At 66.4% G+C, this 23136-nt stretch carries 19 protein-coding genes; 8 read left to right on the forward strand and 11 right to left on the reverse strand.

Going from position 1 to position 23136, the window contains the following annotated elements; translation table 11 throughout:
* On the reverse strand, nucleotides 1-2850 hold the full coding sequence (gene ptsP, locus WCE05_RS01915) for a phosphoenolpyruvate--protein phosphotransferase (protein ID WP_368815361.1): 2850 nt from the start codon (nucleotides 2848-2850) through the stop codon (nucleotides 1-3).
* Nucleotides 2851-3138: 288 nt separating this feature from the next.
* Between ptsP and cra the strand changes: the two genes are divergently transcribed.
* Both cra and WCE05_RS01925 read left to right on the forward strand, forming a co-directional pair.
* Entirely contained in the window at nucleotides 3139-4134 is a 996-nt protein-coding gene (gene cra / locus WCE05_RS01920; protein WP_225788560.1) for a catabolite repressor/activator, read from the forward strand.
* A 2-nt stretch (nucleotides 4135-4136) separates the two neighbouring features.
* Nucleotides 4137-4922, forward strand: coding sequence for a TatD family hydrolase (locus WCE05_RS01925; protein ID WP_225788559.1), 786 nt, complete (start codon nucleotides 4137-4139; stop codon nucleotides 4920-4922).
* A 78-nt stretch (nucleotides 4923-5000) separates the two neighbouring features.
* Here WCE05_RS01925 and WCE05_RS01930 read toward each other — a convergent pair whose 3' ends face one another.
* From WCE05_RS01930 to WCE05_RS01945, 4 genes are all read right to left on the reverse strand, one after another.
* The gene (locus tag WCE05_RS01930) at nucleotides 5001-7013 is read right to left on the reverse strand and encodes a methyl-accepting chemotaxis protein (RefSeq protein ID WP_368815362.1); all 2013 of its coding nucleotides are present in this window, start codon (nucleotides 7011-7013) and stop codon (nucleotides 5001-5003) included.
* A gap of 125 nt (nucleotides 7014-7138) precedes the next feature.
* On the reverse strand, nucleotides 7139-7969 hold the full coding sequence (ampE, locus tag WCE05_RS01935; protein ID WP_225788557.1) for a regulatory signaling modulator protein AmpE: 831 nt from the start codon (nucleotides 7967-7969) through the stop codon (nucleotides 7139-7141).
* Nucleotides 7966-8532, reverse strand: coding sequence for a 1,6-anhydro-N-acetylmuramyl-L-alanine amidase AmpD (ampD, locus tag WCE05_RS01940; protein WP_225788556.1), 567 nt, complete (start codon nucleotides 8530-8532; stop codon nucleotides 7966-7968). Before ampD ends, ampE begins: the two co-directional genes overlap by 4 nt.
* A 190-nt stretch (nucleotides 8533-8722) precedes the next feature.
* On the reverse strand, nucleotides 8723-10897 hold the full coding sequence (locus WCE05_RS01945) for a DUF1631 domain-containing protein (protein ID WP_368815363.1): 2175 nt from the start codon (nucleotides 10895-10897) through the stop codon (nucleotides 8723-8725).
* A 244-nt stretch (nucleotides 10898-11141) separates the two neighbouring features.
* Here WCE05_RS01945 and nadC point away from each other — a divergent pair, with 244 nt between their 5' ends.
* Entirely contained in the window at nucleotides 11142-11990 is an 849-nt protein-coding gene (gene nadC / locus WCE05_RS01950) for a carboxylating nicotinate-nucleotide diphosphorylase (RefSeq protein WP_225788554.1), read from the forward strand.
* Nucleotides 11991-12151: 161 nt separating this feature from the next.
* On the opposite strand, the gene trxB is transcribed toward nadC, so the two are convergent.
* Nucleotides 12152-13114, reverse strand: a complete 963-nt coding sequence (gene trxB, locus WCE05_RS01955; protein ID WP_225788553.1) for a thioredoxin-disulfide reductase — start codon at nucleotides 13112-13114, stop codon at nucleotides 12152-12154.
* A gap of 329 nt (nucleotides 13115-13443) precedes the next feature.
* Between trxB and cysZ the strand changes: the two genes are divergently transcribed.
* Together cysZ and WCE05_RS01965 are read left to right on the forward strand one after the other, a co-directional pair.
* A complete protein-coding gene (cysZ, locus tag WCE05_RS01960) occupies nucleotides 13444-14172 on the forward strand; it encodes a sulfate transporter CysZ (protein WP_225788552.1) in 729 nt (242 codons plus the stop codon).
* A 151-nt stretch (nucleotides 14173-14323) separates the two neighbouring features.
* Complete coding sequence (locus WCE05_RS01965; protein ID WP_253167672.1) at nucleotides 14324-15541, forward strand: glycosyltransferase family 1 protein; 1218 nt, start codon at nucleotides 14324-14326, stop codon at nucleotides 15539-15541.
* On the opposite strand, the gene WCE05_RS01970 is transcribed toward WCE05_RS01965, so the two are convergent.
* The 3 genes from WCE05_RS01970 to WCE05_RS01980 form a co-directional block, all read right to left on the reverse strand.
* Nucleotides 15510-16613, reverse strand: coding sequence for an NADH:flavin oxidoreductase (locus tag WCE05_RS01970; protein ID WP_368815364.1), 1104 nt, complete (start codon nucleotides 16611-16613; stop codon nucleotides 15510-15512). The two genes, WCE05_RS01965 and WCE05_RS01970, sit on opposite strands and share 32 nt — an antisense overlap.
* Before the next feature lie 197 nt (nucleotides 16614-16810).
* Complete coding sequence (locus WCE05_RS01975) at nucleotides 16811-17293, reverse strand: glutathione peroxidase (RefSeq protein WP_225788549.1); 483 nt, start codon at nucleotides 17291-17293, stop codon at nucleotides 16811-16813.
* Between the two features lie 144 nt (nucleotides 17294-17437).
* Nucleotides 17438-17923 (reverse strand): peptidylprolyl isomerase, encoded by a 486-nt coding sequence (locus WCE05_RS01980; RefSeq protein ID WP_225788548.1) that lies wholly within the window; start codon nucleotides 17921-17923, stop codon nucleotides 17438-17440.
* Between WCE05_RS01980 and WCE05_RS01985 the strand changes: the two genes are divergently transcribed.
* Both WCE05_RS01985 and pta read left to right on the forward strand, forming a co-directional pair.
* Nucleotides 17922-18224 (forward strand): DUF3565 domain-containing protein, encoded by a 303-nt coding sequence (locus tag WCE05_RS01985; protein ID WP_225788662.1) that lies wholly within the window; start codon nucleotides 17922-17924, stop codon nucleotides 18222-18224. The genes WCE05_RS01980 and WCE05_RS01985 overlap by 2 nt on opposite strands.
* A 31-nt stretch (nucleotides 18225-18255) precedes the next feature.
* A complete protein-coding gene (pta, locus tag WCE05_RS01990) occupies nucleotides 18256-20346 on the forward strand; it encodes a phosphate acetyltransferase (protein WP_225788547.1) in 2091 nt (696 codons plus the stop codon).
* Nucleotides 20347-20473: 127 nt separating this feature from the next.
* Here the strand turns inward: pta and WCE05_RS01995 are convergent, their stop codons facing one another.
* Together WCE05_RS01995 and WCE05_RS02000 are read right to left on the reverse strand one after the other, a co-directional pair.
* Complete coding sequence (locus tag WCE05_RS01995; protein WP_368815365.1) at nucleotides 20474-21193, reverse strand: OmpA family protein; 720 nt, start codon at nucleotides 21191-21193, stop codon at nucleotides 20474-20476.
* 94 nt (nucleotides 21194-21287) lie between these two features.
* The gene (locus tag WCE05_RS02000; RefSeq protein ID WP_253101328.1) at nucleotides 21288-21932 is read right to left on the reverse strand and encodes an MBL fold metallo-hydrolase; all 645 of its coding nucleotides are present in this window, start codon (nucleotides 21930-21932) and stop codon (nucleotides 21288-21290) included.
* A gap of 176 nt (nucleotides 21933-22108) precedes the next feature.
* Between WCE05_RS02000 and dctP the strand changes: the two genes are divergently transcribed.
* Nucleotides 22109-23104 (forward strand): C4-dicarboxylate TRAP substrate-binding protein DctP, encoded by a 996-nt coding sequence (gene dctP / locus WCE05_RS02005; RefSeq protein WP_225788544.1) that lies wholly within the window; start codon nucleotides 22109-22111, stop codon nucleotides 23102-23104.
* The last annotated feature ends 32 nt before the right edge of the window (nucleotides 23105-23136 follow it).

Raw genomic sequence — 23136 nt, forward strand, 5'->3', positions numbered from 1 at the left:
TCAATAACGCTCCACCAGCGCCCGGACCGCCGCGGCGCTGTCTTGTTGCAAAGCCTCGTGCGCCAGGGCGCGGGCCGTCTGGTGATCGGCCTGGCGCACCAGTGCCTTGACTTCGGCGACGCTGCGAGCGGCGACGCTGAGCTCGTCCACGTCCAGCCCGAGCAGCACGGCGACCGCCTGCGGGTCGGCGGCCAGTTCGCCGCAGACACCGACCCACTTGCCCTCGGCATGGGCGGCGCGCACGGTCATGTCGATCAGCCGCAGCACCGCCGGGTGCAAGCCATCGGCCTGGGCCGAAAGGCTCGGATGGCCGCGGTCGATGGCCAGGGTGTACTGGGTCAGGTCGTTGGTGCCGATGCTGAAGAAATCCACCTCGCGCGCCAACTGCGGCGCCAGCAAGGCAGCCGAGGGCACTTCGACCATGATGCCCAGTTGCAGGTCGGCGACCGGCAGTTCCTGGCGCAAGCGCTCGACCATGGCCTTGGCCTCACGCCATTCGTGAACCTGTCCGACCATCGGGAACATGATGCGCAAGGGCCGCTCACCCGCTGCCCGCAGCAAGGCCCGCAACTGATCCTCCATCACCTGTGGGCGCTGCAAGGTCAGGCGCACACCACGCACGCCGAGGAAGGGGTTTTCCTCCGGGGCGATCGGCCAGTAGGGCAAGGGCTTGTCGCCGCCCACGTCGAGGGTGCGCACCACCAACGGGCGCCCGTCCAAGCCGTCGAGCACGCGGCGGTATTCGGCCTCCTGGGTGGCCACGTCCGGCGCCTGGGGATGGGCCATGAAAATCAGTTCGGTACGCAGCAGGCCAATGCCTTCGGCGCCCTGCTCCACCACCCGGTCGATGCCACGGCTTTCACCGATGTTGGCGAACACCTCGACAGCATGGCCGTCGCGGGTCACCGCCGGTTCGTGGCGATTGGCCCAGGCGGCCTGCAGGCGCTGCTCGCGCAGATCGCGCTCGGCCAGGGCTCGTTGCAACTCATCCGCCGCCGGCGCGACGACGAGCCGGCCGCGCTGCCCATCGAGCAGCAACGGCGTGCCAGGCTCGAGCAGCAGGATCGCCTCCCCCGCGCCGACCACCGCCGGAATACCCAGGGCACGGGCGACGATGGCGCTGTGGGCGGTGGCACCGCCATGGGCGGTCACGATACCGGCCACCCGCGCCGGGTCGAGGCGGGCCACATCGGACGGGCCAACCTCGGCCATCACCAGCACATAGGGTTGTTCGGGCTCGGGCACGTCCTGCACACTACACAGTTGCGCCAGGACCCGGCGGCCAATGTCGCGCAGGTCGGCAGCGCGCTCGGCGAGCAAGGCATCGTGCAATGCCTCCTGCTGACGCGCCGCCGCCTCGATCACCGCCATCCAGGCCGCCGCGGCGCTCTCGCCCTGGGCCAGGCGCAGCTCGACCTCGTCGCCCAGGGCCGGGTCGGCGAGCATTTCCTGGTGGGTAACGAAGATTTCGCCGATCGCTTTGTCGCTGCGTTGCACCAGGGCCTGTAATTGCGCGTTCACCGCCTCCAGGGCACGACGCAGCTTCAGGCGTTCCTGGGGTGTGGATTCGCCACGCAGGGGGTAGTCGATCTCTCGCTCGACATGTACATGGGCCGGGCCACTGGCGATGCCCGGCGCAGCGCCGACACCCTGGACCTGGCTGCCAGCCGGCGGCACCTGCAACACCTCGACCGGGGCGGCGACCGGCTGGGCGACCTCCGGCAGGGGTTCCACCGCCTCGCCCAGCCCCTCTTCGATGGCCGCCTGCAACACCGGCAAGGCATCCTCGGCGACGCTCGGCTCGGCGATCAGCTCCAGCACCTGGCCACGCCGAGCGCCGAGGCCAAGCAGCTTGCTCAGGCTCTTGACCGACACCGCCGGCTGCGCACTATCCAGCAGGCGCACACGGATCTCGCCGTCGAAGCCCTTGGCCAGCTGCGCCAGCACCTTGGCCGGTCGGGCATGCAGGCCGTGGGGGTTGGCCAGCACGATCCGCACGCTCGGCCAGTCGGCCGGCACCTCGCCCCCCAGCACTTCGAGCACGGCACGGCTGCTGGTGGCCTGGTAGAGCATCTGCCCACGGCCTTCGATCAGGACTTCGCACAAGCGCTCGAGCAGGGCCTGGTGGGCGGCACCGAGGCTGGCCAGGCAGAACAGACCGTTGAGCGGCTGGTCGCGGTAGCGCAACGGTTGCTGCGGGGTGACGAACGACAGGCCCGGCCGACGCACCTGCCGCTCGCTGTGCAACCACCACAAACCCTCGCCCAGCGGCAAGGGTTCGGCCTGTTGCAACTGGCTGGCAAAGCCCGCATCGACGCAGCCGGCGCGTTGCAGCAGGCGCGAGCCGCGCCAGGCCAGCTCGTCGAAGTCCTCGGCGGGCAGGTTCAGGCCCACCAGTTGCGCATCCAACGCCAGCTCCTGGGGCGCGCCCTGCAACAGCTTGAGTAGCGCCTCGGCGGAGCTCGCCCGGCGCAAGGCCTCGGCCAGGTCGGTTTCACCCAGGGCACGGGTCAGCAGTTGCAGCAGGCGCAGGTGCTCGTCGGAGCGGGCAGCGATGCCGATGGCCAGGTAGACGATCTGGCCGTCGCCCCAATCGACCCCCTCGGGAAACTGCAACAGGCGCACGCCGGTGGCGAACACCTGGTCACGGGTCTGTGGCGTTCCATGGGGGATGGCGATGCCCTGGCCAAGAAACGTGGAGCCTTGGGCCTCGCGGGCGCATAGCCCTTCCAGGTAACCTTCGGCGACCAGGCCATCGGCAACCAGCCGCTCGGCCAGCAGGCGCAATGCCTCGGCCTTGTCGGCAGCTACCTGGCCCATGGCTATCTGCTCCTTGGCGAGCTCCAGCATGACCTTCTCCTTTTGCAGCCCCATTCGGGGACTGAGGTATTGTTGTGCAATCCACGCAAACGATCATCGCGGGCAACCCCACGATGGCAGGCGCTGACGACGGCAGTGAATACGCCTGCTGAAACGTTTAATCTGACCAGGTGGCCACGTTACTCGATAATCTCCTGACGAAAAAGCCCCATTCTGTCGGACAATTGCGACAATGGTCGTCTGCGCCCGGGCCTGGCCTTCGGGGAAACTACCCAGCCAGGCTTCGCAGCCAGCCCTGGTAATAACAAGGAAAATTCGGTGAAACTCAGCGATATCGCCCGTCTGGCCGGTGTGTCCGTGACCACCGCCAGCTACGTCATCAATGGCAAGGCCGAACAGCAGCGCATCAGCAACAGCACCGTCGAGCGCGTGCGCGCGGTGGTCGAGGCCCATGGCTTCACGCCCAACCCCCAGGCCGCCGGCCTGCGCAGCCGGCACACCCGTACCCTGGGCTTCATTCTCCCGGATCTGGAGAACCCCAGCTACGCCCGTATCGCCAAGCAACTGGAACAGGGTGCCCGCGCCCGTGGCTACCAGTTGCTGATCGCCAGCAGCGACGACCAGCCTGACAGCGAGCACCAGTTGCAGCAGTTGTTCCGCGCCCGCCGCTGCGATGCGCTGTTCGTCGCCAGCTGCTTGCCGCCAGAGGACGACAGCTACCGCGAACTGCAGGACAAGGGCCTGCCGGTGATCGCCATCGACCGTCGCCTGGACCCGGCGCACTTTTGCTCGGTGATCAGCGACGACCGCGATGCCAGCCGTCAGTTGGCCCAGAGCCTGCTGGCCACCCGCCCACGCAGCATCGCGCTGATCGGCGCGCGCCCGGAACTGTCGGTCAGCCAGGCCCGTGCCGGCGGCTTCGACGAGGCCTTGCAGGCGTTCGACGGCGACGTGCGGCGCTACCAGGGCGAGGCTTTCAGCCGTGAGTGCGGGCAGCGCCTGATGCAGCAACTGATCGAAGAGCTGGGCGGTCTGCCGGATGCTCTGGTGACCACCTCCTATGTGCTGCTGCAAGGGGTGTTCGACACGCTGCAGACACGCCCGGTCGATTCGCGCCAATTACAGTTGGGTACCTTCGGCGACAACCAGTTGCTCGATTTCCTGCCACTGCCGGTCAACGCCATGGCCCAGCAACACGGCCTGATCGCCGCCACCGCCCTGGAGCTGGCCCTGGCGGCGATCGAGCACAAACGCTACGAGCCGGGCGTGCATGCCGTGGCCCGCACCTTCAAGCAACGCATCACGGCAGGCTGAGCATGCGCCTGATCGACACCCACACCCACCTGGACTTCCCCGACTTCGACGCCGACCGCGAGCGCCTGCTGGCCAACGCGGCGGCACGCGGGGTAGAGCGCCTGGTGGTGCTGGGGGTGTACCAGGCCAACTGGCAGCGGGTGTGGGACCTGGCCTGCGCGCACGGCAACCTGCATGCGGCACTCGGCTTGCACCCGGTGTACCTGGAGCAGCATCGCCCCGAACACCTGGCGCAGTTGCGCGACTGGCTCGAACGCCTGCGCGGCGACCCGCGCCTGTGCGCGGTGGGCGAGTTCGGCCTGGACTACTACCTGCCAGAGCTGGACACGGCGCGCCAGCAGGCGCTGTTCGAGGCCCAACTACAACTGGCCTGCGACTTCGAGCTGCCGGCCCTGCTGCACGTACGCCGCAGCCACGCCCAGGTGATCGCCACCCTCAAGCGCTACAAGCCTGCACGCGCCGGCATCATCCATGCCTTCGCCGGCAGCTACGAGGAGGCCCGCGAGTACATCAAGCTGGGCTTCAGGCTCGGGCTTGGCGGGGCCGCCACCTGGCCCCAGGCCCTGCGCCTGCGCAGGACGCTGCCCCGGTTGCCGCTCGAGAGCATCGTGCTGGAGACCGATGCACCAGACATGGCGCCGGCGATGTTTCCCGGCATGCGCAACAGCCCGGAGCACCTGCCGGAGATTGCCGGGGCGCTGGCCGACGTGATCGGCATCGAAGCCGAACGGCTGGCTGAAGCCAGCAGCCGCAATGCCTGTGAGCTGTTTGGTTGGTCTTTCAGTTAAGCGGGACTCTGTAATCCTGGGCTGCTTTGCAGCCCAATCGCCGACAAGCCGGCGATTGGGCCGGTACAGACAAGACAACTAGACGCGAAACGCCCCGATCAGGCGCTTGAGCTCCAACACCTGCTCCGACAATGCACGGCTGGCTTCTTCGGCCTGGCAAGCACCGGCGGTGGTGTCCTGGGCGGCGCGGTTGATCGCCACGATGTTCTGGTCGATATCGTGGGCCACCGCGGTCTGCTGCTCGACAGCCGCGGCGATCTGCTGGTTCTGCTCGACGATACCGCCCACCGCACCGAGGATGTTGCCCAACGCCTGCTGCACCTGACGCGCTTCATCGACCGTGCCCGCCGCCATCTGGTGGCTGCTGCCCATCGCCTCGACCGCCGCGCCGACACCTGCCTGCAGGCGCTGGATCATCTGGGCGATCTCCTCGGTGGAGTCCTGGGTGCGCCGGGCCAGGGTGCGTACCTCGTCGGCGACCACCGCAAAGCCCCTGCCCTGCTCGCCCGCCCGGGCCGCCTCGATGGCAGCGTTGAGCGCCAGCAGGTTGGTCTGCTCGGCGATGCTGCGGATCACCTCCAGCACCCGCCCGATGGCCTGGCTGTCGCTGGCCAGTTGATTGACCGCGACCACCGTCTGGTCGATCTCCCCGGCCAGGCGGGCGATGCTGTCCTGCTGGCTGGCCACCAGCCCACGGCCTGTGGCGCTCTCGCGATTGACCTGTTGCGCGCCTTCGGCGGCCAGTGCCGCGCTGCGGGCGACTTCCAGGGCCGTGGCGCTCATCTGGTTCATCGCCGTGGCGACCTGTTCGATCTGCTCGCGCTGGCCGCTGACCGCCTGGTTGCTGCGCTCGGAGACCACCAGCACCTGGCCAGCCTGCTCCTCGACCAGCGACACGGTCCGACCGACCTGGCCGATCAGCTCGCGGATACGCCGCACGGTCTCGTTGAACCCCTGGCCCAGCTCACCCAACTCGTCGCGGCTGTTGGCCTGGAGGCTCACGGTCATGTCGCCGGCGGCGAGCTTGTCCATGGCCGTGCCCAGGCGGCCGAGGGTTTGGCGGATGGACACGTAGAAGCCGCCATAGAGGTAGGTGATCAGGGCCAGCACCGTAGCCAACGCGGCGACCAGGGCGCCCATGCGCAGGCGATGCTCGCCCAGGCGGTCCTGCAGTTGCACCTGCAAGTGGGCAAGGATGGCGTCATTGAGGCGGTAGGTCTGGCCCATCAGCTCGCTGGCCTGCTGGTAGAAGCCCAGCCAGGGCGCATCCAGGGTCTCGGCGACCACCACCTGATCCTCGAACATCGTGGCGGCCTGCTTCACCGAGGCCTGGCTGGCTTGTGCCTGCCCGGCCAGCTCGGCCCTGACCCGCTCGTCGCTGGCCAGGGCATCCTCCAGGCGCACGGCGTAATCGGCCGCAAGGCGCTCCAGGCGTTGCAGCAGGTCTTCGAAGCGGGCACTGCCGGAGGAGTCGATGAAGCCACGGCCCAAGGCCATGGCCCCTATCGCCCGGCCCTCGCCCAGGGTCTGGGTGACCTGGGCGGTGGCGCTACCGAGCAGCTCGCTCAACTGGCGCACCGAGGCCTGGCTGTCCTGGCTCAGGCCAGACTGGCTGGCCACCTGCTTGGCCAGGACCAGGGCCTGGACCAATAGCTTGTCGAACCAGGCCGCCTTGTTCTGCAGGGAGGACTCGTTGCGCGCACGGGCGAAGAGCGCCTCCAGCTCCCCGCGCCTGGCCTCGAGCTGCGGGTCGCTCACCGACAAGTCCTGTAGCTCGGCGGCGACTTTGTCCTGGAGTGCGGCTATGCGCCTCTCCACATCGCCGGCCTGGCCCGACTGGCCGAGCACCGCATTGATCTGCAAGAGGTTGCCCAGGGCCTCCAGGTCACCACGCAGGGTCAGGACGCTGGCTAGGGGCGCGAGCCCCTGAAGTTCTGTGCGGGTGACATGGAACTGGTCGTAGGCGTCGCGGACCAGGTAGAAGCTGGTGACCAGCATGGGCAGGAAGAACAGGGCGCTGATCAGGCTGAACTTCAGGCCGAAGCTCAGCCGGTTCATCAGTGCGATGGCCGGATGGAGCAGATGCTTCACGGGTCACCTCCTTGGATTCTTGTTGTTATACGGGGTAGCACTAAGCCATCAAGGGCCTGCCACCTTGTATAACGCAGATCGAACCCAAGGTTTGTAACTTAAGGTTAAGCGGCCTGGCACGCCGCTCAGACCAGCACCGTCCACAACGCAAAGCAGGCGTACCACAGCACCGCGCAACGCAGCAGCAGTTCCCAGAGGCTGTCGAGCCGCCCCAGGCCACGCTGGCTGTCTTCCTCGTCGGGGATGTCGTCCGCCACCCGCCCTACCCGGGCCACCAGGTGGCCGGCGCTGATGTGCCAATTGAGCAGTTCGTGCAGCATCAGGCGCATCACCGCGACGAAGTTGCCGACCAGGGCGAAACTCAGCGCCAATACCCGCACCGGCAGCCAGTCCATGGCATGGCGCAGTTGCTCGGCCCGCTCCTTGAGCGCCGGCTGGCGGCTGTTGCCGGCCGTGAGGGCCAGCAGGCGATAGGCCAGGGCCGCACCGGGCCCCAGCAGGAAATACCAGAAGATCACGGCGAAGAAGCTCTGGTACGCCTGCCACAGCAGGTAGCCCTGGACCCGCGTCATCAAGCACTGGGGATCGTCGGCGCCCAGGCCCAGATCACGCTCGGCCACATGCAGCGCGGCCTGTTCGTCGCCGCGTCGCCAGGCATCGCGGAATGGCCCGAGGGCCGCCTTGGCGTCACCACGGCCGAGGCTGTAGATCAGCACCAGCAGGTGCACCGGCAACGCCAGCAGGCCATAGGCCACCGGTTCCAGGACATGCAGCAGCAACACCAGGAGCGCCACCGGTGCCAGGACCAGGATGGCCAGGGTCCACCAGGGGTGCACCTTGCCGCTGCGCTCCAGGCGCACCAGTTCGCCGAGAAAGAAACCATCGCGCTGCAAACGCTGACGCAGGGCGGAGAACTTCTCGACCCAGAGAATCAGCACCAACACCAGAAAACTCATGCCTTGTCCTCGTTGTCTTGCAGCGCTGCACGGTAGCGGCGCCAGTCGAAAGCCGGGCCCGGATCGGTCTTGCGCTGCGGGGCGATATCGCTATGGCCGCAGATGCGGCCCAGGCCGATGACCGGCCAGGCACGGCGGATCTCCCGGGTCAACTGCTCCAGGGCGGCGTACTGGGCATCGGTATAGGGCAGCTCGTCGGTGCCTTCCAGCTCGATGCCGATGGAAAAGTCGTTGCACCCTTCTCGCCCATCGAAGCATGAAACGCCCGCATGCCAGGCCCGGTCCAGCAGCGACACGAACTGGGTCACCGCGCCGTCACGTTCGACGAACAGGTGCGCCGACACCGTCAGGTGGCGGATGCCTTCGAAATAGGGATGCTCGGCCGGATCGAGGCGGTTCTGGAAGAACTGCTGGACCTTGCCGGTGCCGAAGCAGGCCGGCGGCAGGCTGATGTTGTGGATGACCAGCAGGGAAATGGCTTCGCCTTCGGGGCGGGCGTTGAAGTTTGGCGAAGGGCAGTGGGTGACGCCGGAAAACCAGCCTGTCGCACGGTCCAATTGCATGGAGCAGATCCTGAAAGTCGCCAGGGATGGGCTGCCAGTATGCCCGGAGGCTGGCGTGGTTGCATGTAAATGATCGTTCGGGGGCCGCTTTGCAGCCCATTCGCGGGCAAGCCCGCTCCCACAGGGGCCCCGATGCGGTTTGCAGGGCCCCTGTGTGGGCTTGCCGGCGATGGGCGCGCAGCGGCCCCTCTCACAACGCCTGCTGGCAACGCAGCCTGTCGAGCACCGCCTCCAGGGCACGCTCGAACAACAGCCCATCGTCCAGCACCCGTACCTCCCCCCGGCGTAGGGCCAAGGCCAGGCCAGCACGATTCCACTCGCGCACCTTCATGCCGGTACGGTTGGCGAAGACGAAACGCTCGCTGCTATCGATCCGCGCCACCAGTTTGCAACGTAGCGGCGGCTGCTCGTCGAGCACCTCGACCCAGGTACCGATGCGCAGGCGCTGCACCTGCCGCCACTCGGGCCCTTGCTCGTCCGGCTGCAACAAGGGGCCGCAAGCCGACTCTTCGGCGATGGCCAGGACGATTTCCTCGGCCACCAGCACCTGCGGCACAGACAGCCCCTCCCCCGCTGGCGACACGTCTGGCCCGGCCAGGGCCCGTAGGTGCAACTGCTCCAGTTGCAGGAAGAATTCGCGGGTCGCCGCCGAGTCCAGCACCACACCGGCCAACCCATCACGCAACGCCTTGAGCAGGCCGGGCACCTGCTGCAACAGCCGCTCGCGCGCCTGGGCCTCCCGGTGCGGGGCAATGCTCGCCAGCAACGCATCCATGGTCGCCAGCCCTGCGCGCCAGGCCGCGGACGCCTCGCCCTGCTTGAGCCAGGCCAGCAACAGGACCTGGCTCCAGCCCTGCACCAGCATCTGCACAACCACCTGCGGCAGGCACTTGCCGTGCAGGCGCTGGTTGAGCGCCTGCTGCACCTGCTGGCGCGCCAGCAGCGTGCGGGCACGGCCCTCCTCGGCATCGCGGGTACGTTGTTCGAGCAACTCGTTGCGGCGCCGTTCCTCATGGCTGAAGGCGAGGAAGTCCTCGAGCAGCTCGGCGAACAACGCCAGATCGTCGACAAAGTCGTTGAGCAGGCGCTGGACGATACGCTCCACGCGCAGGTGCAGGCTGTCGCGCAGGCCTTCGCCATTGTCCTCCCCGCCGATCGCGAGCATCGCGATCTCGTTGAGCAGCCGCCGGGCCGGATGGCTGGCACGGCTGAACAGCCCTTTGTCGAGCAGGGCCACCTTGAGCAGGGGGATATGCAGCCGCGCGAGCAGGGCGCGCACGCTCGGCGGCAGGTTGGCGTCGGCCTGGATGAAGTCGAACAGCAGGCCCACCAGGTTGATCGTATCTTCGTCCGCAGTGGCGATGCAGCGACGGGTACCGCTGCGCACGCTGACACGCAGGAGCAACTGCTCCAACTGCTGGCCGAGGTCGAAGTCATCGTTCTCGGTAGTCGCCGGCACGTAGTGCTGCAGGTGTGAGAGCAGGCGTAGCAGGTCGGCGGTGCTGATCGGTTGCGCCGTGGCAACGCGCTGCAGGCGCGGGGCGACACGCCCGCGGGTGGGCGCCAGCAGGTCCTGCAGCGAATCGAAAAAGGCCTGGCCCGCGTTGTCCAATTCCACCTCTTCAGCGCTGGGTAGGCTAGCCGGCCCACGTCGGGGCACCGGGCGGTGGTCATCGGCACGGCGGCGCGGTGGCGGCCCGAGTGCAGGCAGCACGTCGGCAGCGGCAAGCAGTTGGTTGGCCTGTTCGTAGAGCAGATCGACATCGCGCAGGACATAGCGCTCGAACAGCCTGAGCAAGATCAGCTTGACCGGCGGGCCTACCCCCAGGTTTCGCCCGGCCGCCAGGAAATAGCCGCACAGGTTGTCCGGCCCCAGAGGGTTGCAGCGCGCCTCCAACGCCTGGCCGAGCAGTGCCTGGAAACGCAGCCTCAACTGCTCGAGCGCAACCCCCTCACCGGACAGCACCCGGGCGACCATCGCTTCGACGGCAGCGGTGCGCTCCAATTGCACCCTGCCCTGCGACGCGTCGGCCGCCGTCAGGCACTGCCGGGCATCCGCCTGGCCAAGGCGCGAGAAGGTGTCGTAGAAACTGTCGAGAAAACCCCGCTCGATGCTCTTGCGCTTGAGCCTTACGTCGCGCATGGCTTCGAAGTACAGGTTCTGCTCGAAGCGCTCGCCGGCCTTGTCGGCCATTTCGAAGAGGGTGTCGTCGGCGTTGTCGAACAGCACCTGCAGCCCCCGGCGCAGTTGCAACGCCGCCTGGTCGCGCACCTGCAGGAGCAGCACCGGAAGGCAAGGCAAGGGCGTATGCGCCGCCCGGTCGATGGCGGCCGCCAAGGGCACCACCTTGCCGTCTTCATGCATCCCGGACTCCTTGCTGGATGATTCTGTTCAATGGGACAGGTAGCCGTCAAAGCCATGACGCCAAATACAAGGCGCCATTATCAGAAAAAAATCCGACAGCTTCCAGCGCGCAGTTCGCACGCCCCACACTGACCATGAATTCCGGCAAACGCTCATTCATCCTGACCAAAGGTCACGGCCCAGGCTGCTGTACAGCAGCCCCCCCTGCCCTATAATCGCCGGCACCTAGCTTGTGGAGCCGACCATGCCGAACCTACGCCTCGCCGACCTGACCGCCGAAATCGAAGCCAACGTGCGCCGCGCACTGCTGGAAGACATCGGCAGCGGCGACATCACCGCCCAGCTGATCCCGGCCGAGCGCCTGGCCAAGGCGACCATCATCACCCGCGAGGACTGCATGATCGCCGGTACCGCCTGGGTCGATGCGGTGTTCCGCCAGCTCGACCCTCGGGTGGCAGTGCACTGGCAGGTGGCCGATGGCGAGCGGGCCAGCGCCAACCAGGCGCTGTTCCACCTCGAAGGCCCGGCTCGCTCGCTGCTCAGCGGCGAGCGCACGGCGCTGAACTTCCTGCAGATGCTCTCGGGTGTGGCGACCCGGGCGCGCCTGCTCGCCGACCTGGTGGAAGGCACCCAGGTGCGCCTGCTCGACACCCGCAAGACCCTGCCCGGCCTGCGCCTGGCGCAGAAGTACGCGGTCACTTGCGGCGGCTGCCACAATCACCGCATCGGGCTGTACGACGCCTTCCTGATCAAGGAAAACCATATTGCCGCCAGCGGCGGCATCGCCGAGGCGATCACCGCGGCGCACCGCATCGCCCCGGGCAAGCCGGTGGAGATCGAAGTCGAGAGCCTGGACGAGCTGCGCCAGGCACTGGCGGGCGGGGCCGATATCGTCATGCTCGACGAGCTGACCCTCGACGAAATGCGCGAAGCCGTGCGCATCACCGCTGGCAAAGCCAAGCTGGAGGCCAGTGGCGGTGTGAACGAGAGCACCCTGCGGGTGATTGCCGAGACGGGGGTGGACTACATCTCCATTGGCGCGATGACCAAGGATGTGAAGGCGGTGGACCTGTCCATGCGCCTGAGCCTGTGAGCTGACCTGCGCACCTTCATCACGACACAAGGCCGCTCCCACGGATACGGCGCTCGATTGCAGAGCGGCGCGGTATCCGCAGGAGCGGCCTTGTGTCGCGATAGGGCTGCAAAACAGCCCTATCAGGTGCCTGGCTCCAGCCCCCTTGAAGGGGCTGGCACTCAGAACGAAGCGTTCGCCAGACCGTCCAGGTAACGCTCGACGTCCAACGCGGCCATGCAGCCGGCGCCAGCGGAGGTGATCGCCTGGCGATAGACGTGGTCGGCCACGTCGCCCGCGGCGAACACACCCTCGACGTTGGTGGCGGTGGCATTGCCCTCACGGCCGCCGTTGACCACCAGGTAGCCGTCCTTGAGGGTCAGCTGACCTTCGAACAGCGAGGTGTTCGGGGTATGGCCAATGGCGATGAACACGCCGTCGACCTTGATCTCGTCGCTGCTGCCGTCGTTGTTCTTCAGGCGCGCACCGGTCACGCCCATGTCATCACCCAGCACTTCGTCCAGGGTGGCGTTGAGCTTGAGCTCGATCTTGCCTTCGGCCACGCGGGCGTGAAGCTTGTCGACCAGGATCTTCTCGGCGCGGAAGGTATCGCGACGGTGCACCAGGGTCACCTTGCTGGCGATGTTGGCCAGGTACAGGGCCTCTTCCACGGCAGTGTTGCCACCACCGACCACGGCCACCGGCTTGTTGCGATAGAAGAAACCGTCGCAGGTAGCGCAGGCCGAAACGCCCTTGCCCATGAACGCTTCTTCCGAAGGCAGGCCCAGGTAGCGAGCGCTGGCACCGGTGGCGACGATCAGTGCATCGCAGGTGTAGGTGCCGCTGTCGCCCTGCAGGGTGAACGGCTTGCTGGCCAGGTCAACGGCGTTGATGTGGTCGAAGACGATCTCGGTCTCGAAACGCTCGGCGTGTTCCTGCATGCGCTGCATCAGGGCCGGGCCGGTCAGGCCATGGGGGTCGCCCGGCCAGTTGTCGACTTCGGTGGTGGTGGTCAACTGGCCGCCGGCCTGCATGCCGGTGATCAGCAACGGCTTGAGGTTGGCACGGGCCGCATAGACCGCAGCGCTGTAACCGGCAGGGCCGGAACCGAGGATGATGACGCGCGAATGACGTACTTCAGACATGTCGAACTCCTGTGGAGCGGGACGCACGAGGCCGGCATCGATGTGCCGGTGGCACCAGCTGGAATTAAAAGGGGCCCGCGCAGCACTTGGGGAAGGCTACTACGCGCAGGCCCGGAAACCTAAAGTTGAGCGCACTTTAGCGAGGTGGCAGAGATTAAGGAAATATCCTTCGACAATCCACCTTATAGACAACCTCTATCTACAGACAAAACCGATGGAAACCGACCGCTGTGCTTTGTTACAGCCCGTTTCCCCATGCCCTGACACCTTTCGTCGGCGCGGCAAACTCGGTAAGGTCAGCGCGTTTTCCCTTTATCCGGAGCGTCTCGATGCAAGCCCCCGTCCTCTCTGGCCCCCAGTACCTGCGCGAAGGGCTGAAACTGGTCATGAGCCCGAACCTGCGGCTGTTCGTCCTGCTGCCCCTGGCGGTCAACCTGCTGCTGTTCGGCGGCCTGATCTACTTCGCCGCGCACCAGTTCAGCCTGTGGGTCGACGCACTGATGCCGAGCCTGCCGGACTGGCTGGGCTTTCTCAGCTACATCCTCTGGCCGCTGTTCGTCGTCCTGGTGATCCTGATGGTGTTCTTCACCTTCACCCTGGTGGCGAACGTGATCGCCGCCCCCTTCAACGGCTTCCTCGCCGAGAAGGTCGAGGTGGTGGTGCGCGGCGAAGATAACTTCCCGGCCTTCAGCTGGGGCGAACTGGCGGCCATGGTGCCGCGCACCTTCGGCCGCGAGATGCGCAAGCTCGGCTATTTCCTGCCACGGGCCATCGGCCTGTTCATCCTGTCGCTGATTCCGGTGGTCAACGTGATCGCGGCGCCCCTGTGGCTGATTTTCGGTATCTGGATGATGGCTATCCAGTACATCGACTACCCGGCGGACAACAACAAGATGAGCTGGCAGGACATGCTCGCCTGGCTGCGCGAAAAACGCTGGCAGTCGCTGGGGTTTGGCGGGATCACCTACCTGGCGCTGATGATCCCGCTGGTGAACGTGCTGATGATGCCGGCGGCGGTGGCCGGGGCCACGCTGTTCTGGGTGCGTGAGCGTCGTTGAAATCCTGGGCTGCTGTGCAGCCCATCGCCGCCAAGCCGGTTCCCACAGGGCGCCGAGTCGATCACAGATGATGTGGCTTTGCAGGCCCCTGTAACCTGTCCATCACAAGACCGTCACAGGGCCGCAACCCTGTAGGCGGACACTTTTCGCCATGAATACACCGGCCCTGCGCATCACCCTCGTCAGCGAGACCTTCCCACCCGAGATCAACGGCGTGGCCAACACCCTTGGCCGGTTGAGCGAGGGCTTGCGCCAGCGCGGGCATCAGGTGGCACTGGTGCGCCCACGCCAGGCGAGCGACGCTGCCGCCCACGGCGACGACGACCTGCTGCTCTGCCGAGGCTGGGCACTGCCCGGTTACCCGGGCCTGCAATGGGGCGAGATCTCCATGCATACCCTGCTGCGACGCTGGCGCCGGCAGCGGCCAGACGTCCTGTACATCGCCACGGAGGGGCCGCTGGGCCTCAGCGCCCTGCGCGCCGCACGGCGCCTGGGCATCGCGGTGGTCAGTGGCTTCCATACCAACTTCCCGCAGTATTCCGGGCAATACGGCCTGGGTCTGTTGACCCGCCTGCTCACCCATTACCTGCGCTGGTTCCACCGGCGTACCGCGACCACCCTGGTGCCCAGCGCCAGCCAGCGGCTGGAGCTGGAGCGGCGCGGTTTCGAGCGCCTGGCCCTGATGGCCCGTGGCGTCGATGCCTGCCTGTTCAATCCGGCCAAACGCAGCCAGGCACTGCGTGATAGCTGGGGCCTGGGCCCGGACGACATTGCCGTGCTGCATGTCGGCCGCCTGGCCGCGGAAAAGAATCTCAACCTGTTGCGCCCTTGCCTGGAGGCCTTGTGCAAGGCTTATCCACAACGGCGCATGCGCCTGGTCATCGTGGGTGACGGGCCGCAGCGCGAGCTGCTCGAGCAGCAGTTGCCCGATGCCGTCTTCTGCGGTGCGCAACGCGGCGAAGTGTTGGCCGAACACTACGCCAGCGGCGACCTGTTTCTGTTCCCCAGCCTGACCGAGACCTTCGGCAACGTGGTCCTCGAAGCGCTGGCCTCGGGCTTGGCCGTCGTCGCCTACGACGAGGCCGCGGCCGCCCAGCATATCCGCCACGGCCACAGCGGGGCCCTGGCCATGCCTGGCGACCAAGCGGCGTTCATCGATGCCGCGTGCTGGCTGCTGGAAGAAAGCGAAACCTTGCGCCGGGTCCGCCTCAATGCCCGCCAGCATGCCAGCCGTCAGGGCTGGTCGGCGATCGTCGAACAGTTCGAGGGGCACCTGTACAGCGCCTGCCGGCAGGCGAGCACCCCGGAGCGCCAGGCCACGGCCACGCCTCTGGCGATCAAGCCAGGCTCGACAGCGCCTCGCGGCTGAACGGCAGCACCTCCTGCTCACGGCCGTCGCGGACCTTCTGCGCCCACTGCGGGTCGACCAGCAACGCGCGGCCCACAGCCACCAGGTCGAACTCCTGGTCCTGCAACCGACGCAGCAACCCCTCCAGGCTGGCGGGCTTGGCCACCTTGTCGGTGTCCACCATGAACTGCAGGAACTCGCCCTCCAGGCCGACGCTGCCGACCGTGATCGTGGGCTTGCCGGTGAGTTGGCGGGTCCAGCCGGCCAGGTTCAGCGCCGCCCCTGGGAATTCGGGCTCCCAGAAGCGTCGGGTGGAGCAGTGGAAGATATCCACGCCGGCCTCGGCCAGGGGCGCGAGGAACGCCCCCAGCGCCTCGGGCGTCTCGACCAGGCGGGCACTGTAGTCCTGCTGTTTCCACTGGGAGAAGCGAAAGATGATCGGGAAATCCGGGCCCACTGCCGCACGCACGGCCTGGATCAGCTCGATGGCGAAACGCGAACGACCCGCCAGGTCGCCACCGTATTCGTCACTGCGCTGGTTGCTCGCCGCCCAGAAGAACTGGTCGATCAGGTAGCCATGGGCGCCGTGGATCTCCACGCCGTCCATGCCGATGGCCTGGGCATCGCGGGCGGCCTGGGCGAAGGCGGCGATCACCTCGCGGATATCCTCATGGCTCATCTGCTGGACCAGGACCTTGCCATCCTTGACCTTGCCGCTCGGCCCGTAGCCCGGCACGTTGCCGTCCGGCTCGGTGCCCAGGCGGCGTACGCTGCCGACGTGCCAGAGCTGCGGGACGATGCGCCCACCCTCGGCATGGACCGCGTCGACGACCTTCTTCCAGCCGGCCAGGGCGTCTTCGCCATGAAAGCGCGGGACGTTGGCATAGCCGTTGGCGGCCTTGTGCGCGACCGTGGTGCCTTCGCTGATGATCAGCCCGACACCGGCCGCGGCGCGGCGTCGGTAGTACTCCACCACGCCCTCGTGGGGCACGCCGCCGGGGCAGAAGGTGCGGGTCATCGGGGCCATGACCACACGGGTCGACAATTCGAGGGTGCCGAGGGTGAAGGGCTGGAACAGGGGGTGGGGGGACATGCGGCGCTCCCAGGGATGAAGAAATGCGCCTGAGCTTAGGGCGAGGGGAGTGGCAGGCCCAGCATCATTGATTCGGGTGATTGGCAGGTATGGGCTGGGAACCTGGGGCTGCAAGCAGCCCCAACCTCAATGGCCCGGTGCAAGCCCAAGGCGCCTGCAAGCCACATCATGTGTGATCGCCCCGGTCCCTGTGGGAATCAACCCAGCGCCTTCTCGATCGCCTGCACCACGCTCGGATCGTCTGGTGCGGTGCGCGGTGCGAAGCGGGCCAGGACGCGGCCATCCTTGCCGACCAGAAACTTCTCGAAGTTCCAGGTGATGTCGCCAGGAAACTCCGCCCCCTCGCCCGCCAGCAGGCGGTACAGCGAGTGACGCTGCGGGCCGTTGACCTCCAGCTTGGCGCCCAGGGGGAAGCTCACGCCGTAGTTCAGGCTGCAGAATTCCTGGATCTCCTTCTCGCTGCCCGGCTCCTGGCCGGCAAACTGGTTGCACGGCAGGCCAAGAACGTTGAACCCCCTGTCCTTGAATTTCTGGTACAGGTTCTCCAGGGCCTTGTACTGTGGGGTCAGGCCACACCTGGAGGCGACATTGACCACCAGCACCACCTGGTCCTTGAACGGAGCCAGGGGCAGTTCCCCGCCGTTGAGCGCCTGCAGTGTCAGGTCGTGAAATGCACTCATGATGAACTCCCCTCTCAGGTTCCTGGTTGCCGCAGGGGCGAATCCCGCCCACTAAAAAGGCGCGCGGCCAAACCGTTCACCCTCGTCGAGGGGAGTCCGGCTTGCCCGAGCGCCTGGCGACTTCCTGAGCTTAGCGCAGAAAGATCAGTGGTGATGGCCACCTTCGCCGTGGATGTGGCGGTGGGCGATCTCTTCGTCGCTGGCATCACGCACATCGACCACCTTGACCTTGAAGTTCAGGCGCTGGCCGGCCAGCGGGTGGTTGCCGTCAACGGTGATGTCGTCGCCGTCGATGTCGCGGATGGTGACGATCTGCATCTGGCCGTCCGGCGCCGAGGCGTGGAACTGCATGCCCACTTCCAGTTGGTCGACGCCTTCGAACAGGCTGCGGTTCAGGGTGCTGACCAGTTCGGCCAGGTACTCGCCGTAGGCTTGCTCGGGCTCGACGGTGACGTTCAGCTCATCGCCAGCCTGCTTGCCTTCCAGGGCTTTCTCCAGGCCCGGGATGATGTTGGCGGCACCGTGCAGGTACACCAGCGGCGCACCGCCGGCGGAGCTGTCGATGACCTCCCCGGCGTCGTTGGTCAGGGTATAGTCGATGGAGACAGCCTTGTTGGCGGCGATCAGCATGGGGCAAGACCTTTTGCAAAAGAATGTAGAGCGAACAAGTGTAACCAAGGCACCGCCTGAATGCGAACGCGCGACGGACGAGCAGCGCCCCATCAGTCGGATCATCGGGTTCCACCAGGACGAGGACGGCCACTGGGTGGTCGATCTGTCCTGCGGCCATACCCAGCACCTGCGCCACCAGCCACCGTGGCAGGCACGCCCGTGGGTGCTCGATCGACGCGAACGCGAGCGGCGCATCGGCCAGGCGTTCGCCTGCGGCTGGTGCGCTCAGGGGGCCGATAGCGATACCCTTGGCCGTTGATTCCTTGCACCGCTTATTCCGAGAAGCACGCATGCAGACATTTTTCATCGCGCCGACCGATTTTGGCGTCGGCCTGACTTCCATCAGCCTGGGCCTGGTACGCACCCTTGAACGCGGGGGCCTGAAGGTCGGCTTCTTCAAGCCGATCGCTCAACCCCACCCCGGCGACACCGGCCCGGAGCGCTCCACCGAGCTGGTGGCCCGCACCCACGGCCTCAAGCCGCCCACGCCGCTGAGCCTGGCCTACGTCGAGCGCATGCTCGGCGACGGCCAGCTGGACGAGTTGCTCGAGGAAATCATCCGGCTGTACCAGCAAGCCTGCGTCGGCAACGACGTGGTGGTGGTCGAGGGCATGGTCCCGACTCGCCACGCCAGCTACGCAGCACGGGTCAACCTGCACTTGGCCAAGAGCCTGGACGCCGAGGTGATCCTGGTCTCGGCCCCGGAAAACGAGGTGCTCAGCGAGCTGTCCGGGCGTGTCGAGCTGCAGGCCCAGCTGTTCGGTGGCCCGCGCGACCCGAAGGTGCTGGGGGTGATCCTCAACAAGGTCCGCACCGACGAGAGCATGGCCGACTTCGCCACCCGCCTGCGCGAGCACTCGCCGCTGCTGCGCGGCGACGACTTCCGCCTGCTCGGCTGCATCCCCTACCAGGCCGACCTGAACGCCCCGCGTACCCGTGACGTGGCCGAACTGCTCGGTGCCCAGGTGCTCAATGCCGGTGACTACGAGCAGCGGCGCATGAACACCATCATCATCTGCGCCCGGACCGTGGCCAACACCGTGCCGCTGCTCAAGGCCGGCACCCTGGTGGTGACCCCGGGCGATCGCGACGACATCATCCTTGCCGTGAGCCTGGCGGCGATCAACGGCGTGCCCCTGGCCGGCCTGCTGTTGACCAGCGACAGCAAGCCTGACCCGCGCATCCTCGAGCTGTGCCGAGGCGCCCTGCAGGCCGGCCTGCCGATCCTCTCGGTGAGCACCGGCTCCTATGACACCGCCAACCAGCTCAATTCACTCAACCGCGAGATCCCGGTGGACGACCGCGAGCGTGCCGAGTTCATCACCGACTTCGTCGCCAGCCATCTCGATGCCGCCTGGCTGCACCAGCGCTGCGGCACGCCACGCGAACTGCGCCTGTCACCGGCGGTGTTCCGTTATCAATTGATCCAGCGCGCGCAACAGGCCAACAAGCGCATCGTCCTGCCCGAAGGCGCCGAGCCGCTGCTGGTGCAGGCCGCGGCGATCTGCCAGGCCCGCGGCATCGCCCGCTGCGTGCTGCTGGCCAAGCCCGAGGACGTCGAGGCGGTGGCCCGTGCCCAGGGCATCACCCTGCCGGCCGACCTGGAGGTGCTCGACCCCGAGCTGATCCGTGGACGCTACGTCGAGCCCATGGTCGACCTGCGCAAGAGCAAGAACCTCAACGCCCCCATGGCCGAGCAGCAGCTCGAGGACCCGGTGGTGATCGGCACCATGATGCTGGCCCTGGATGAAGTCGATGGCCTCGTCTCGGGCCTGGTGCATTCCACCGCCAATACCATTCGCCCGGCCCTGCAACTGATCAAGACCGCACCGGGCTGCAGCCTGGTGTCGTCAGTGTTCTTCATGCTGTTCCCCGAGCAGGTGCTGGTGTATGGAGACTGCGTGATGAACCCGCACCCCAGCGCCGCGGAGCTGGCCGAGATCGCCCGGCAGAGCGCCGAGTCGGCCGCCGCCTTCGGCATCGCCCCGCGGGTGGCGATGCTCAGCTATTCCAGCGATTCGGCGGCCAGCGACGAGGAAGTGGAGAAGGTCCGCGAGGCGACCCGCCTGGCCCAACAGGCCGAGCACGACCTGCTGATCGACGGCCCGCTGCAGTACGACGCCGCGGCCAACCCGCAGATCGCCCGCCAGTTGGCCCCGGCAAGCCAGGTGGCCGGGCGTGCGACGGTGTTCGTGTTCCCCGACCTGAACACCGGCAACACCACCCACAAGGCGGTCCAGCGCAGCGCCGACTGCGTCAGCCTCGGGCCGATGCTCCAGGGGCTGCGCAAGCCGGTGAACGACCTGCCGCGCGGGGCGCAGGTGGACGATATCGTGCATACCATCGCCCTGACCGCGATACAGGCCAGCACGGTGCGGTGAAAAAAGGGGCCGCTACGCGCTAATGCTGTTCACTTGAGTCTGATGTGACATCGATTGGGGCTGCAAGGCGGCCCCAATGGCTTAAGTGAACAGCGTTAGTGCAGGGCCCCCTTTTGCTATCGACGCCTTACGGATACTGCTGAACCTGCCCTTGCTGGTCGTACTGCTGGCCCGGGATCGGCTTGAGGTTGACCTCGACCCGGCGGTTCTGCGCCCGGCCATTGGCATCGGCGTTGCTGGCGATCGGCTGGTCAGGGCCCATGCCGCGCACCGAGACGCGCGACGAGTCGACGCCCTGGGACGTCAGGTAGGTGCTCACCGCCTGCGCGCGGCGCTGGGACAGGTCCATGTTGTGCTGGCGGCTACCGGTGCTGTCGGTGAAACCGACCACTTCGATGGTGTTCTGGTTGAACTGCTTGAACGAGCTGGCCAGGTTGTTCAACGGTGCATAGAAGCTCGGGGCGATGTTCGCCGAGTCGGTGGCGAAGGTGATGTTGCCCGGCATGATCAGCTTGATCTGATCACCCTGGCGCTGCACCTCGACGCCGGTGTTGGCCATGCTCTCGCGCAGGGCCGCTTCCTGGCGGTCGGCGTAGTAGCCGTAGCCGGCAGCGGCGGCGCCCACGGCGGCAGCACCGATCAGGGCACCCTTGCCACGGTTGTTGTGGTCGATGGCGGCACCGGCGATGGCGCCGGCCAGCGCGCCCAGGCCGCCGTACTTGGCGGTCTTGCTCATCCCGGTGGAACCCTGCGCCTGCCCCTGGTTGTCGTAGGGGTTCTGGTTGGCGCAACCCGTCATCAGGGCAGCAGCGGTAGCGACGATAATCAGACGACGCATGGTGAACATGGACAAGCTCCTACAGAAATTCGAAAGTGCAGCGGATCGCGGGCGGACCTGTGCCAGCCTTGGATCATGGTCTAACGGAAAAATTCCCTGATCCTCAGGCCCGTACGAATGGATTTTCGCGCATTTCCTCGCCGAGGCGGGTATCCGGGCCATGGCCGGTCACCACGATCGCCTCTTCATCCAGGCGGTACAGCCGCTCCTTGATGGAGCGAACGATAGCCCGCTGGTCGCCACCCCACAAATCGGTACGGCCAACGCCCCGGCGGAACAGGGTGTCGCCGGCGATCAGCAACTTGGCGTCGGCGAACCAGAAACTCATCGAACCCGGCGTGTGCCCAGGCGTATGCAGGGCCACGCCGCAGCCGCAGGCCAACTCCTCGTCATCGTCCAGCCAGCGGTCCGGCGGCGGCACCGGGGTATAGGGCACGCCGAACATCTGGCACTGCATCTGCAGGTTGTCCCACAGCGGCTGGTCGTCCTTGTGCAGGTGCAAGGTCGCGCCGGTCAGCTCCTTGAGCCTGCCCGAGGCGAGGAAGTGATCGAAGTGGGCATGGGTGTGGATGATGCTCACCAGGGTCAGGCCATGGGCCTGCAGGCGCGCGAGGATCTGTTCCGGGTCACCGCCCGGGTCGACGACGATGGCTTTCTTGCTGAGCGGGTCGCCGATCAGGGTGCAATTGCATTGCAGGGGACCGACGGGGAAGGTTTCGCGGATCAGTGGGGTGTCATTGTCAGGCATGGTCAGCTTCGTCAGTCACGCAGTGGGGTTGAACCAACCCCTGTTAATACCCTTGATCGCCTCGGTTGGCCAGCCTGCAATGGCGCTATCGTTGATCGCAGGCAAAACACCCCTGGAAATGACGCCTAGACTCTTATGGTCAACTCGCCACTACAACAATAAGAGGACGTACCTGGATGTTCACTCCCACACTCAAGGCTGTGTGCTGCGCCCTGACGCTCTGCTGCGCCACGCTGGCGCAGGCAGCCGACCCGATCACCATCAAGTTTTCCCATGTCGTCGCCGAGTCCACCCCCAAGGGCCAAGGCGCCTTGGCGTTCAAGAAGTTGGTAGAAGAACGCCTGCCAGGCAAGGTCAAGGTCGACGTCTACCCGAACTCCTCGCTGTTTGGCGACGGCAAGGAAATGGAGGCACTGCTGCTGGGCGACGTGCAGATCATCGCGCCCTCCCTGGCCAAGTTCGAGCAGTACACCAAGCAGGTCCAGCTCTTCGACCTGCCCTTCCTGTTCGACGACATCAATGCCGTCGACCGCTTCCAGATGAGCCCTGCCGGCCAGGGCCTGCTCAAGTCGATGGAGTCGAAGGGCATCACCGGCCTGGCCTACTGGCATAACGGCATGAAGCAACTGTCGGCCAACAAGCCGCTGCACGAACCCAAGGATGCCCGTGGCCTGAAATTCCGCGTCCAGGCTTCCGCAGTGCTCGAGGAACAGTTCAAGGCCGTGCGCGCCAACCCGCGCAAGATGAGCTTCGCCGAGGTCTACCAAGGCTTGCAGACAGGCGTGGTCAATGGCGCGGAGAATCCGTACTCGAATATCTACAGCCAGAAAATGCACGAAGTGCAGAAGTACATCACCGAGTCCAACCACGGCGTACTGGACTACATGCTGATCACCAATACGCAGTTCTGGAATGGATTACCGCCGGATGTGAAACCAGAGCTCGAGAAGATCATCAGCGAAGTCACCGCGCAGGTGAACAAAGAGGCCGAAGCGCTCAACCAGGGCGACAAGCAGCGCATCCTGGACGCCAAGACGACCGAGATCATCACCCTGACGCCGGAGCAACGCGAGGAGTGGCGCCAGGCGATGAGGCCGGTCTGGAAGAAATTCGAAGGTGATATCGGTGCCGACCTGATCGAAGCGGCCCAAGCGGCCAATCAGGCGCAATGAACCCGTTGGCTGGCAGTGCCGAACCCGGCCGC

Source organism: Pseudomonas sp. I2 (assembly GCF_040984075.1).
In the GTDB taxonomy this organism is placed as follows: domain Bacteria; phylum Pseudomonadota; class Gammaproteobacteria; order Pseudomonadales; family Pseudomonadaceae; genus Aquipseudomonas; species Aquipseudomonas guariconensis_B.